Origin of the sequence: Sphingobacterium bambusae (genome assembly GCF_033955345.1) — a bacterium.
GTDB classification, from domain to species: Bacteria; Bacteroidota; Bacteroidia; order Sphingobacteriales; family Sphingobacteriaceae; genus Sphingobacterium; species Sphingobacterium bambusae.
The window spans coordinates 4,235,045-4,248,309 of the sequence record NZ_CP138332.1; the positions used below are offsets into that span (position 1 = coordinate 4,235,045).

The 13,265-nt window shown below is 44.4% G+C and carries 14 protein-coding genes; 6 read left to right on the top strand and 8 right to left on the bottom strand.

What is annotated here, in order from left to right; all coding sequences use genetic code 11:
• Positions 1-5 precede the first annotated feature (5 nt).
• Positions 6-536 (top strand): adenine phosphoribosyltransferase, encoded by a 531-nt coding sequence (locus SCB77_RS17580; RefSeq protein WP_320183301.1) that lies wholly within the window; start codon positions 6-8, stop codon positions 534-536.
• A gap of 98 nt (positions 537-634) precedes the next feature.
• On the opposite strand, the gene SCB77_RS17585 is transcribed toward SCB77_RS17580, so the two are convergent.
• A complete protein-coding gene (locus SCB77_RS17585) occupies positions 635-1,174 on the bottom strand; it encodes a hypothetical protein (protein WP_320183302.1) in 540 nt (179 codons plus the stop codon).
• A gap of 10 nt (positions 1,175-1,184) precedes the next feature.
• A complete protein-coding gene (gene gpmI, locus SCB77_RS17590) occupies positions 1,185-2,720 on the bottom strand; it encodes a 2,3-bisphosphoglycerate-independent phosphoglycerate mutase (RefSeq protein ID WP_320183303.1) in 1,536 nt (511 codons plus the stop codon).
• A 136-nt stretch (positions 2,721-2,856) separates the two neighbouring features.
• Here gpmI and SCB77_RS17595 point away from each other — a divergent pair, with 136 nt between their 5' ends.
• From SCB77_RS17595 to SCB77_RS17610, 4 genes are all read left to right on the top strand, one after another.
• Complete coding sequence (locus SCB77_RS17595) at positions 2,857-3,285, top strand: DUF4783 domain-containing protein (RefSeq protein ID WP_320183304.1); 429 nt, start codon at positions 2,857-2,859, stop codon at positions 3,283-3,285.
• A gap of 83 nt (positions 3,286-3,368) precedes the next feature.
• The gene (nadC, locus tag SCB77_RS17600) at positions 3,369-4,223 is read left to right on the top strand and encodes a carboxylating nicotinate-nucleotide diphosphorylase (RefSeq protein ID WP_320183305.1); all 855 of its coding nucleotides are present in this window, start codon (positions 3,369-3,371) and stop codon (positions 4,221-4,223) included.
• Positions 4,224-4,249: 26 nt separating this feature from the next.
• Positions 4,250-4,897: a glycerol-3-phosphate 1-O-acyltransferase PlsY gene (gene plsY, locus SCB77_RS17605; protein ID WP_320183306.1), complete on the top strand. Its 648-nt coding sequence runs from the start codon at positions 4,250-4,252 to the stop codon at positions 4,895-4,897.
• 50 nt (positions 4,898-4,947) lie between these two features.
• Positions 4,948-5,751 carry a M48 family metallopeptidase gene (locus SCB77_RS17610; RefSeq protein WP_320183307.1) on the top strand — a complete coding sequence of 268 codons (804 nt, stop codon included), beginning with the start codon at positions 4,948-4,950 and terminating at the stop codon, positions 5,749-5,751.
• An 87-nt stretch (positions 5,752-5,838) separates the two neighbouring features.
• On the opposite strand, the gene SCB77_RS17615 is transcribed toward SCB77_RS17610, so the two are convergent.
• The 6 genes from SCB77_RS17615 to SCB77_RS17640 form a co-directional block, all read right to left on the bottom strand.
• Positions 5,839-7,515: a helix-hairpin-helix domain-containing protein gene (locus tag SCB77_RS17615; protein ID WP_320183308.1), complete on the bottom strand. Its 1,677-nt coding sequence runs from the start codon at positions 7,513-7,515 to the stop codon at positions 5,839-5,841.
• Positions 7,516-7,518: 3 nt separating this feature from the next.
• The gene (locus SCB77_RS17620) at positions 7,519-8,835 is read right to left on the bottom strand and encodes an NAD(P)/FAD-dependent oxidoreductase (protein ID WP_320183309.1); all 1,317 of its coding nucleotides are present in this window, start codon (positions 8,833-8,835) and stop codon (positions 7,519-7,521) included.
• Between the two features lie 170 nt (positions 8,836-9,005).
• Entirely contained in the window at positions 9,006-9,335 is a 330-nt protein-coding gene (locus SCB77_RS17625; RefSeq protein ID WP_320183310.1) for a 2Fe-2S iron-sulfur cluster-binding protein, read from the bottom strand.
• 2 nt (positions 9,336-9,337) lie between these two features.
• Complete coding sequence (locus SCB77_RS17630; protein ID WP_320183311.1) at positions 9,338-10,342, bottom strand: NAD(P)/FAD-dependent oxidoreductase; 1,005 nt, start codon at positions 10,340-10,342, stop codon at positions 9,338-9,340.
• Entirely contained in the window at positions 10,339-10,779 is a 441-nt protein-coding gene (locus SCB77_RS17635) for a MarR family winged helix-turn-helix transcriptional regulator (RefSeq protein ID WP_320183312.1), read from the bottom strand. Before SCB77_RS17635 ends, SCB77_RS17630 begins: the two co-directional genes overlap by 4 nt.
• A 77-nt stretch (positions 10,780-10,856) precedes the next feature.
• Positions 10,857-11,852 carry an acyl-ACP desaturase gene (locus SCB77_RS17640; protein WP_320183313.1) on the bottom strand — a complete coding sequence of 332 codons (996 nt, stop codon included), beginning with the start codon at positions 11,850-11,852 and terminating at the stop codon, positions 10,857-10,859.
• 182 nt (positions 11,853-12,034) lie between these two features.
• Between SCB77_RS17640 and SCB77_RS17645 the strand changes: the two genes are divergently transcribed.
• Positions 12,035-13,258 (top strand): cysteine desulfurase, encoded by a 1,224-nt coding sequence (locus SCB77_RS17645; protein WP_320183314.1) that lies wholly within the window; start codon positions 12,035-12,037, stop codon positions 13,256-13,258.
• The last annotated feature ends 7 nt before the right edge of the window (positions 13,259-13,265 follow it).

A 13,265-nucleotide genomic window follows, 5' to 3' on the forward strand; every position in this document is an offset into this window, starting at 1 on the left:
TTTATATGTTAGAAGACCGTCTTAAGTCCGTTATCCGGGATATTCCCGATTTTCCACAACCCGGTATTGTTTTTAAAGATATTACTCCGGTATTGAAAGATCAGGAATTGAGTTCTGCCATTGTGGATGAACTGGCAAAGCGATTGGAAGGGATGGAGATAGATGCCATTGCCGGTGTGGAAAGCCGTGGTTTTTTATTCGGAATGATGCTGGCCAACAAATTGGGTATTCCTTTTATTCCTATCCGCAAGCAGGGAAAACTGCCCGCTAAAACAATAGCCGAATCTTATAAATTGGAGTATGGGCAGGCGACGATCGAAATCCATGAAGATGCTTTTGTTCCAGGCAGCCGTATCTTGATCCATGATGATCTCTTGGCTACTGGTGGAACCGTGGTAGCGGCCTCAAAGCTTGTTGAAAAATTGGAAGGTGTAGTTGTCGGTTATGCTTTTATTATCAGTCTCGACTTCTTGCATAGCTTAGGGCGCTTGACACGCTTCAGCGATAACATCATTGCCTTGGCTCGTTACGCTTAGAAACAAATTTCTCTGTTTCAGCGATATCAAAGCCCTTGATGTTTACCGTATGGAATTATGACCTGAGGTAAACATCAAGGACTCTACTACAGCATCTATCAACGAAGAAAGGACGCGCTTATGTTGTAGTGCTTGTCTCCTAATAACAAAACGGACTGGTCTTTTTGAAGACTGTATATACTGTCCCGCTGGTATTCTAGTGTTTCCGTAGTTTGATAGAGCGAGTTTTTTATCGTTCGTCGGATAATGAACCCCTTGGGGCTTTTGTCAGGAGCAAAACTAATCTCGACCGAGGAAAGATCGACCTTCGGATCATCTGCCGTGAAGGTGAGCTTTCCATTAACACTGTCTTTCTGTAATAGGCCAGCATAGACCGGTTTATTAAGGTCTACGGTAGCAAAACTTGCCAGTTCATTGCTCCAGTTGCTTATTTTAAGATCCTTGGTTTCCGAAAGACTGTCTTTGGTGACGGTCTTTTTTACTAAGGGATTCGTTTTTTCCAATCGGGCAATCTCTTGCTTAAAGAAGTGGGGAATGTCGAATTGCTTTTCCTTGGCTGCACCGCTCGTCGGAGGGGGCGTGCTGCACGAAAAGAACAAAGCAGCAACGGCACTAGCCGTTACTGCTCCATAAAACATTTGATATATTTTACACCAAGACATTACCAGTCATTTCTGCAGGAATATTGGCACCAAGTAAACGAAGTACTGTTGGTGCTACATCGCCAAGTTTTCCGTCTTTGATTTGTGCGAAATCCCTGTCGATAAGTACACAAGGAACTAAATTTGTCGTATGCGCCGTATTAGGCGACCCATCCTCGTTAACCATAAACTCCGAATTTCCGTGATCAGCAAGAATGATGAATGAATAGCCATTTTCCAAACCTGTCTCTACGACACGTTTGGTGCAGCTATCTACCGTTTCTACAGCTTTGATAACAGCTTCGAAAATGCCAGTATGGCCCACCATGTCAGGATTTGCAAAATTTAGACAGATAAAGTCCGGTTTGTTCTCCTGCATGTCTTTACAGATTGCTTCTGTAATGCCCAGTGCGCTCATTTCAGGTTGTAGGTCGTAGGTCGCTACTTTTGGCGAAGGAATCAACAGCCTTCTCTCACCTTCAAATTCCTGTTCTTGACCGCCGGAGAAAAAGAACGTCACGTGTGGATACTTCTCGGTTTCGGCAATACGCACCTGCGTTTTATGTTGTGCACTCAATACTTCTCCGAGTGTGTTGGATAAATTGTCTTTCTGAAAAACAACTTGTACACCTTTGAAAGTATCGTCGTACGAAGTCATCGTAACGTAATGCAACGATAGTGGTTTCATATCGTAAGCTGGAAACGACTCTTGCGTCAAGGCAATAGTTATCTCACGGCCACGGTCGGTGCGGAAGTTGTAGCAAAATACCACATCTCCTTCTTGTATGGTCGCTAATGGACTACCATCGGCGTCGGTTACGACGATAGGTTTTATGAATTCGTCCGTCACACCGTTTTGATACGACGCTTCAATAGCTTGTTGCAGGTTCGAAGTCGGGGTTCCTACGCCTTTTGTCAGTAGGTCGTATGCTTCTTTTACGCGTTCCCAGCGGTTATCACGATCCATAGCGTAATAACGGCCGATAGCACTAGCCACGCGTCCTGTCGAAGTAGCAAGATGTGCTTCTAGATCCTGAACATAGCCCAGCCCGCCATTTGGATCGGTATCACGACCGTCCATAAATGCATGGATGAACACTTGGTCGTTGCTGAGTCCCGCCTGTTGCGCGGCATCGCACAACGCTTTTAAATGGGTAATGTGGGCGTGTACTCCTCCGTCTGAAAGCAAACCAATGAAATGTACCTTTTTGGATTGTGATTTGGCGTAATCAAAAGCTCCTTGAATGACGGCGTTATGATTAAATTCACCATCTTTAGCAGCCTTATTAATACGTCCCAGTTCTTGATATACCACCCGACCCGCGCCGAGGTTCATATGTCCAACTTCAGAATTACCCATTTGTCCTTCAGGGAGACCAACGGCCTCGCCCGACGCTTCCAGCCTAGCGTTTGGATAACTGCTCAACAAATGATCTAAAAACGGGGTTTGTGCTGCGCGAACCGCATTTGAATTATCGTCTTTGCCATATCCTAAACCATCTAGGATCAATAGCGCTACTCTTTTGTTTTCTAAATTACTCACACACAAATATATCTATTTGCGAAAAAATAAACCACATTTGAGTGTCTTATTTACACAAAAACATAAAGCAACGTTTTTCGTTGTTGGCATAATTTTGGTGTATCCCTTCTATATGTAATTAAGAGATGCTCTGCTTATGCAAGGAAATTTATGGTCAAAAGGTTTAATGTGCAGCACATGTTCAGGTGTACTGATTGGCCTGTTGTTGCTTTTTTACATGCCTGCCTACGCTTGGAGTACCTCCTTCGATGAGGTGGTGAACGAGATTACGATGGGCCTGAAGACGGGCAATGCTAAAAAGGTAAGCAGCACATTTGCAGGCACGGTAAATCTTTCCGTGAAACGTGACGAAGGTTCCTACACCAAATTTCAAGCGGAGCTTCTGCTGGATGAATTTTTTCGATCTAATAAGATCGAGCAGCTTAAAGAATTACAGCGGGTGAATAACTCGTCGAACTCTTATATCGTGTTTTCTTTAAAATCGAATAAATCGACGTACCGTGTATTTGTGAAACTAGCACAAACCAATACAAAATTTCAAGTTGTGGAAATGCGTTTGGAGTAGCGGCATTGGCGACCAAAAATTAGCTTAATATTTTATAATGATATATATTTTTGTCATCTTCGCTAATAAATTGCATAGAATACATGGCTGTTGAGTTAGATAAACTGAAGAAATTCGTCGCATTGGCGCTGGAAGAGGATGTACAAGAGGGAGATCATACTTCATTATCTACCATTAACGAGGGGGCACAAGGAGAGGCAAAGCTTTTGGTGAAGGATCATGGTATATTGGCCGGTGTAGCGGTTGCTGAAGATATTTTTCAGCTCATCGATCCGCGATTGACGTTGGATATCTATATAAAAGATGGGGCTACGGTGATGCCGGGCGATGTGGCGTTTTATGTGAAAGGCGATGTGCACAGCATCTTAAAAGCCGAACGTTTGGTGTTGAATGTTATGCAACGAATGTCGGGAATAGCGACCCGCACGGCAGCTTACGCCGAGAAATTAATCGGTACGAAAGCGAAAGTGTTGGATACCCGAAAAACGACACCGCTTCTTAGATTTTTGGAGAAAGAAGCCGTGTTGATAGGTGGAGGAACAAACCATCGCTTCGGTCTTTACGACATGATTTTGATCAAAGATAACCATGTAGACTACGCAGGTGGTATCAGCGAGGCCATAAAAAAGGCACAGGCCTACAAGGCGCAGCGACACTTGGAGATCGCAATAGAAGTAGAGGTGCGTAATTTCGATGAGTTGGAGGAGGTGTTGGCGAACGAAGCTGTGGATAGGGTGATGTTCGATAACTTCACCCCGGAACAGGTACACGCTGCGGTGGAGATCGTTAACGGACGCTTGGTGACCGAGGCATCAGGAGGCATAACCCTTGAAACAATAGCGAGTTACGCCCAAGCTGGTGTGGATTATATATCTGTCGGAGCGCTGACACACTCTGTGAAAAGTCTTGATTTGAGCTTGAAAGCAAAAATAGTATAATTGTATTCAGAAAGTATAGACAATATATGATTTCAATTTATTTAGTAGGGATAGTCATATTAGCTTATCTTTTTGGATCCATTCCTTCAGCAGTTTGGTTCGGAGGAGCATTTTACGGCGTTGATGTCCGTGAATACGGCAGTGGAAATGCCGGTGCGACCAACACCTTTCGCGTGCTCGGAAAGAAAGCCGGATCTATTGTAATGTTTGTCGATATCCTCAAGGGGTGGACATCTACTAATCTTCCGCATCTATTGGATTCTACTTTGGTGGGCGTGCCCAATTCGGTACAGTTTGTTAATTTTCAGCTGGCCTTAGGTGTTATTGCCGTACTGGGACATTTGTTTCCTATTTTTGCGGGGTTTCGTGGTGGGAAGGGAGTTGCCACGCTTTTCGGTATGGTGATCGCTATTCATCCGCCGGCGGCGCTATGCTGCGTTTCTGTTTTTATAATTACATTGTTGGTCACGCATTATGTTTCGTTAGGCTCCATACTTGCCGGTTTTACGTTCCCCTTTAGCGTAGCCTTTATTTTCCATACATCCGTTCCCGCAGTTTTGCTATATGGCATTGCAATATGTGCATTGATTTTGGTTACCCATCAAAAAAATATAGAGCGCCTATTAAAAGGGCACGAGTCGAAAATATATTTGTTCAAGAAAAAGAAGGCCTAAGTGTTTAGGCATAAGATTTGCATAATCCTAGAGAAAAGTAATATACGGACATGAAAAAGATATTTAGATATACATCCATAGCTTTACTGGGTGCCGTGTTGGCATCCTGTTCTACTGTACCTGTATCCGGAAGGAGACAGCTATCCTTGGTTAGCGATGACCAGATTCAAGAACAAGCAGCAGTGGCGTACAAAGAATTTTTGACTGATTCGAAAACTAAAGTTATTACCGGTACGTCGAATGCGGCGTTGGTGAAAAATGTGGGCAATAAGATTGCAGCTGCGGTGAATAGGTATCTGGCCGCAGAAGGTATCGCTCAACAGTTTAACTTCAATTGGGAGTTTAATTTGGTGGAAAGTTCCGATGTCAATGCTTGGTGTATGCCGGGGGGGAAAGTCGCCGTATATACGGGGATTCTACCATTCACGGCCAATGAAGCTGGGTTAGCTACCGTAATGGGGCACGAAATTGCGCATGCGATAGCGCGTCATTCTATGGAGCAGATGTCTAATCAATATGCCGTTCAAGTAGGTGCACAGGTTTTGGGTGTAGCTACGTCGGGTAAGAGCAGTTTGTTGCAAGGACTTGTTAATAATGCTTACGGTATTGGTGGGCAATTGGCTCTTTTAAAATATTCGAGAAGCAACGAGTCGGAGGCCGATCAGCTAGGGTTAGTTTTTATGGCTATGGCCGGATATAATCCAGAAAGTGCGGTTTCCTTTTGGGAACGTATGGCATCAGCTAAGGCTGCTAGCTCTACGCCTGAATTTTTGAGTACACACCCTAGTGATGCCCGTCGGATCAATGATATACAGAAGCTGATTCCCAAAGCCATGGAATATTACAAAAAGTAAGGGAATGAAATGCCCTATAAAAAAGCCGGAAATGACTCATTTCCGGCTTTTTTATTTTTGCCAATGGGCGATTGTCTCAATCTGTATTTATAAACGAGCAGTTTTGCGCTTCTGGAAGAAAGATGCAATATCTTCTGTCGTAAAGGCATTTAGACAATGCTCGGCGGAAAGACCACCTTTTCGTGCCACATGTACCCCATAATGCATATCCAGTAACCCTTCTGTGCGGTGAGCATCGGGATTTATGGAAAGAAGGACGCCTTTCTCTAAGGCGTATTGCTGCCATCGCCAATCGAGATCCAACCGGAGCGGGTTGGAGTTGACTTCAATGACCACTTGATTGGCCGCACAGGCATCGATTACCTTTTTGAAATCCAGTGGATAACCGGCTCTACTTAATAGCAGGCGACCGGTAGGGTGGCCTAGGATCGTCGTATAGGGGTTTTCGATGGCACGAATCAATCGTTGCGTTGCCTTTTCTTCATCCATGCGGAGATTGCTGTGTACCGAAGCGACTACAAAATCAAATTTTTCCAGAATTTCTGCCGGATAATCCAACGATCCATCGCCCAATATATCCGACTCGATGCCTTTAAAAATCTTAAAAGGAGCAAGTTTTTCGTTCAAGTTGTCCACCTCTTGCCACTGCTCTGCCAATCGTTCCACGGATAGGCCGTTGGCATAAACTGCAGTCTTGGAGTGGTCGCAAATACCTAAATAACCCAAGCCAAGTTCGTTTTTGCAATAGCTGGCCATTTGTTCTAAGCTGTGTACCCCATCACTGTAGGTAGAGTGATTGTGCAATGTGCCTTTTAGATCGCTATAGTTGATGAGCTTTGGAAGCTTGTGCTCTTTGGCCCAAGTTATTTCCTGCAGACCCTCGCGTAGCTCTGGTTCGATGAAGGAAAGGCCCAATTCATTATAGATGGAGGCTTCGTTATCCACTTGCGGGATATCCTTGCGTATAGCTTGTAGTTGTTGGATATGTGCATCGCTACCCGTACTTAATAGCAGGTCGTAAGCGAACGTAGCGCTGCTGCTAAAAAGTATTTGATATTTCAGGGAAAAAGGATCCGTAAATTGCAGAGAGGCGTCGAAACGTTCAAGCAGGGTGAAGTCTTTATTTTCTTCAATAAAATGAACAACTGCCGCTTCGGGCGCTGTGGTTATGATGTCGATCGAGGAAACGATCTCGCACTTGCGGCGAAACTCTCCGGTAAACGAATGTATCTCTTCTTTGAACGCTGCGGATAAAGCCGTAAAGAAAGGTTGTACGATTTTTTCTGCTTTGGCATAAAGAAATAAACCCTGCGCCGCATTGGCAAACTCGATCGCTTTCCGAATTTCTTCTTGTGTTTTCAACCCGAAGCCTTTCGCTTCCACCAAACGGTTTTCATTGCAGGCATACAACAGTTCGCCCACCGTCTCTATGCCCAGGTCGTTCCAGATGATCTGAACCTTTTTAGGTCCAAGTCCTTTGATGGAAAGCATAGCTAATATGCCTTCGGGTGTCTTTGTAATCAGATCATCCAGCTCTTTGAAAGATCCTGTCTCAATAAGCATGCTGATTTTCTCGGCTGTACTTTTTCCTATCCCTGGCTGTTCAGCCAGTTGTTCCAAGGAAGCATCCACGGCCGGAAAAGGAAGTTTGTCAATCTTGAATGATGCAGAAGCCATAGCTTTCGTCCGAAATGGATTTTGGTTGTACAACTCCATTAACTGGCTACATAATTTAAATGCTTTTGCTATGGCTTTATTTTCCATGTTTTACTGATCTTGGTATGCTAAATCTTCTTTTTTGGGTTCTGGCCTGTCGACGCGATTGATGATAAGTCGTATACCGCTATTCTTCGTGAAAAACTTGACCGTCCAGTTTACAAAGGTTACTAATTTATTGCGAAAACCAAAGATCGATACCAAATGTACAAACATCCAAGTCATCCAAGCTAAAAATCCTTTCATATGGATGTTGCCCATATCGACGACTGCCCGGTTGCGACCAACGGTGGCCATAGAACCTTTATCAAAATATTTAAAGTTTGGAAGGTTGTGGTTCCCGTTCATGCTGCTCAGGATGTGCTTAGCCACGTACTTGCCCTGTTGCTGCGCCGCTGGTGCTACACCAGGAAGCCCACGAGGCGTTTCTTCGGTGATCATCGCTGCTACATCGCCAATCGCATACACGCCATCCATGGCTTCGATGCGGCATTGGCCATCGGTTTTGATGCGATTGCCGCGCTGTATAATCTCGGGATGTATTCCCTCAGGAAATTGTCCCATGACGCCAGCGCCCCAAATTACAGTTTTTGTTGGGATGCTTTCGCCATTTGATAGGGTAATGGTATTCCCATCATATCCCGTTACCTGCGTATTTAGCATCACTTTAACGCCCAATTCTTTTAGGTACCTTTCGGCATCGCTAGATGATTTTTCAGAGAGAGCGCCCAAAATTTTGCCCATACCTTCAACAAGGTATACCTTCATCTCGTGCTTAGAGAGCTCAGGATAATCCTTTTTCAATATGTGGAGTTGTATTTCTGCAATCGCTCCCGAAAGCTCAACGCCGGTTGGGCCTCCACCTACAACGACAAAGTTTAAGAAACGTTCGCGATCGAGTAGGTTTTTACGAAGCACGGCGTCTTCTAGGTTTTGCAATACGTAACTACGGATGTTGAGCGCTTCGTGGATGCTCTTCATAGGAAGCGCATACTTTTCTACCTGTTTGTTACCAAAAAAATTGGAGGTTGCTCCTGTCGCAATGATCAGGTAGTCGTAGTCATAATCTCCAACAGATGTTTTGACGATCTTGTCCTGCGAGTTTATCTCGAGTACATCGGCCATTCTGAACCGGAAATTTTCTTGGGATTTGAACATCTTGCGGATGGGAAAGGAAATAGCGTCCGCAGCCAATGTACCCGTCGCGACTTGGTACATCAATGGTTGGAACGTATGGAAGTTGTTTCTATCAATCAATAGCACTTCCACTTCTTTATCCTTAAACTGTTTGGCCGCTTCTACACCTCCGAAACCACCGCCAATGATGATGACTCTCGGAAAGCTTCTTTCAGAACGATCTAATAACATAATAAACTAATTTTGTTCTATACTGTGAGATAGGCTACAAATATCTTAATTGTCTTTTATGCTAGTATTAACTAATTCTAATATTTGTGCAAAGTCCCTGTTCAGACGTCTATCTCTTCTCTTCTACAAAAATACAAAAACTTAGTGTGATTTGTACACTAATAATCGGATCATTGTAAGGTGCCTTTTATTTTTACCTGTAAACCGTCGTTGTCATTTGTTAGTCGAAGCTGGCAGGCGAGGCGACTAGCGTCATCAGCATCAGGCAAGGTGTCTAACATATCCAGTTCTTGATCGGATGCGGCAGGTAGGCTTTCGGCGCCATGTAGGATTTCGACATGGCAGGTGGCGCAGAGCGCCATCCCACCACAGGTGGCTAGAATATCGTACTCGGAAGCTTTCAAGATCTCCATCAGGCTTAAGTTGATGTCTGTAGGCAATTCCAGCGGATTGACCTGTCCATCCCGGTCTTCGACCTGTATTGTAATTATATTTTCCATAGCTAAAATGCGTTGATGCCGTTTACTGTTGTGTATTTGAAACTAAGCTTTTGCTCAGGATACACATATTTGAATGCGCTCTGACACATGAGTGCAGCTTCATGGTATCCACATAGGATAAGCTTTAGCTTTCCGGGATAGCTGTTGATATCGCCAATGGCATAGATACGCTCCACATTGCTGGAATAGTCGAATGTGTTTACCTCGATAGCATTTTTGTCGATCTGTAACCCCCAGTCGGCAATTGACCCCAGCTTAGGACTGAGTCCGTAGAGCGGAATAAATTCATCGGTCTGTAGCACAGTGGATTCCTTCTGCTTATTGGCGACTTGGATTCCGGTTAATGTTCTATCACCTTCCAACGCGACGAGCGTATGCGAGAGCAACAGATCAATTTTGCCCTGTTGGGCAAGTTGGTGCACTTTCTCGGCTGAGTCTGGTGCACCGCGGAAAGAATCGCTGCGGTGTACGAGCGTTGTTTTCTTCGCGATGTCAGCCAAGTAAACAGTCCAGTCTAGGGCCGAATCTCCGCCACCAGCGATGACAATACGCTTATCACGAAACCTTTCGGGATCTTTTACCATGTAATGCACATTAGTCTTTTCAAATCGATCAAGATTAAGTAGTTCAGGCTTGCGGGGTTCAAAACAACCTAAGCCTCCGGCAATGACTACAACTTGGCAATGCACCACGGTGCCTTCTGAGCCGATGACGAAATAAGAACCATCATCTTGTTTGCATAGTTCCTCCACGCGCTCTGCTAAGCTGAAGGTAGGAGCAAAAGGAGCAATCTGTTCCATCTGCCGGTCGATAAGCTCCTGCGCAAGGATGCTGGGGTACCCCGGAATATCGTAAATGGGCTTGTGTGGATATATCTCTGACAATTGACCGCCTACCTGCGGCAAAACATCCATCAAGTGGCAGCGCATCTTGAGCAAGCCGGCTTCGAAGACAGCAAAAAGACCCACCGGTCCAGCGCCGATAATACACATATCTGTTAAGATCATGGCATTTGATTTAAGTTATTGTAAATTGTGTTTAAGATCCGCGTAAAGTTGTCGAAATCTTCATCGGAAAGATTTTCCCAAGCCTTCATGCGGATGTGTTTTACCGCAGGCGACAATTCTTCCACCTTCTTTTGTCCGGCGTCAGTCAATCGGATATGTAGTGATCGACGATCTTGAGGATGTTCGATGCGTTCGACAAGTTGTTTTTTTATAATGATGTCAACAATGCGTGTCAACGTAGGCTGATCTTTACCTGATTTTTCCGCAAGTTCTTTATGTGAGAGGACGTCTTCATTGTATAAAATCTTTAAGATGCTCCATTGATCGATCGTGAGATCGAAGGCATTGTGCAGGAAAGACGTTTGAGCATATTGTTTTACCCTTCGTGCCGTACGATCGAGGATAAAGGAATATTGACTATATTTTTCTTTTAGCATAGCAATTATTAGTATAACAACTAAAATAGCGAAAACATAAATTAAAAACAAAAAAAGCTTGAGTTTTTACTCAAGCCTTATCCGTGTATCCACTTAAATTTATATTGCATCTCGGGTACTTTGATCCGATCTGCTAACCTTGTCAGACGATCTGGAAGTTTCATCAAATAGTCTCGTGCTTTTTCACCTTTCTCGTTCAATCCGCCTACCTTGTCTATTTTCCATTCGTCATTCAGACTCTTTAGAATATCGACATAGTCTAGCGCAGTATAAACCTCTAGTCGTTGTGCCGCATCTGAAAAGTGAGCAAAGGCTTCCCCTTGTGGTTCGCCGGCTTCGCGCATGAAATGAGCGGGCATAACGATCTTCTTGCGCATCATATCTTCAAATGCGATCATAACCTCGCTAGGATCTACCGCTAGGGCGTGCGTGATAAAAGACATGTAGGCTTTTGCATGGCGAGCCTCATCGGAAGCAATTACACCACACATTTTCGCTAATAATTTGTCGCCTGATTTTTTAGATATTCCGGCCACGCGTCTGTGTGAGACGTTGGTCGCTAGCTCCTGAAATGACGTATAGATAAAGTTTCGGTAAGGGTCGGCACCAGTGCCGATATCGAAACCATCCTGAATCAGATATTGGGTAGATATTTCGAACTGACGCATGTCAATGCGGCCGGATAGATAGAGGTATTTGTTCAACAAATCGCCGTGGCGGTTTTCTTCCGCCGTCCAAGCACGTACCCAACGCATCCATCCACCTTGCTCGTTTTTTTCGACATCCTCCACCATGGTTAGCCAAGATTCATAGGTAGGAAGAGCCTCTTCGGTAATGGTGTCACCAATAAGGACAGCAACCAAGTCATAAGGAAGTTCGCGCGCACTTTCCTGAAGGTCGCGCACCTCTTCGAAAAAGGTGTCACGCGATGCATCAGGCAGGAAGTCGGCCGGTTGCCACATTTCCTCCACAGGCTTCAAATAGTCGCTCATCTCATTCAGCATGAACGGCTCCAAATAGGCCATAACCTCTTTTCTCGACCCCTCTGGGATATTTAATGGTAACTCTTGCATATCTCGTACAAAGGTAACCAATTACCTATAAATTATTGTTCTATATTTTTACAAAATATGCAACAATGATGAAAATCAGTTTTCCAAAAGGGGCAGTTTCCCGCAAAAAGAATACACGCTGTTGACCTATTTTATGGGGTAATATACTAACTTTGTAGCACATTTTTAAAGGAGTAAAACATTTGGAAACTTTTGATATAGCTAAAATCAGGGCAGATTTTCCGATCTTAAAAAGATCAGTGAATGGAAAGCCATTGGTTTATTTTGATAATGGTGCAACAACACAAAAACCTCAGCAGGTCATTGATGCCATTGTAAACTATTACGCTGATATGAATAGTAACGTGCATCGCGGTGTACATTACCTTAGTCAGATTTCTACGGATGCCTTTGAGGTGACGCGGCGCAAGGTACAGGCGTTTATTCATGCGAAGCACGAGCATGAAGTGATCATTACCAAAGGCACGACGGAAGCTATCAACATTATAGCGACCTGTTATGGTCGCCCTTTTATTGGTGAAGGGGATGAAATCATTATTTCTGCGATGGAGCATCATTCGAATATCGTGCCTTGGCAGATGCTGTGCGACGAAAAAGGGTGTAAGCTGCATGTTATCCCAATGAACGAGCAGGGCGAACTGAATATGGAAGCTTATCGTTCCTTATTTTCGGAGCGCACAAAATTAGTTTCTTTTACCTACGTGTCCAATGCGCTAGGAACCATAAACCCAGTGAAGGAGATGATCGATATTGCACACGAATGGCAGGTGCCCGTGCTGATCGACGCTGCGCAGGCGATACAGCATGTGAAGATCGATGTGCAGGAATTGGATGTGGATTTCCTTGCTTTTTCAGGCCATAAGATGTATGGCCCCACGGGTGTAGGTGTGTTATATGGCAAGGAAGAACTGCTGAATAAAATGCCGCCCTATCAAGGTGGTGGCGATATGATCAAGGAGGTTACTTTCGAGAAGACGACGTATAATGAACTGCCTTTTAAATTTGAGGCTGGAACACCTAATATCGAGGCGGGTATCTGCTTGGCTCATGCGATTGATTATATCGATAGCATTGGTGTTGATGCTATAAAAGCTTATGAGGATGAACTTTTGACTTATGCTACTACGGCCTTGTCTAAAATCGAGGGTATACGTTTTATAGGTACGGCGGCGCATAAGTCTTCGGTGATTTCTTTTGTTGTCGACGGGATACATCCCTATGATATTGGTGTGCTTTTGGATAAATTAGGTATTGCCGTGCGAACAGGACACCATTGCGCACAGCCTGTCATGAGTCAGTTTGGCATACCCGGTACCGTGAGGGTTTCCTTGGCGATGTATAATACCAAAGAAGAAGTAGATGTTTTGATAGCTGGCTTGGAACGTGCTATTGGGATGCTTAAATAAGGTAAAG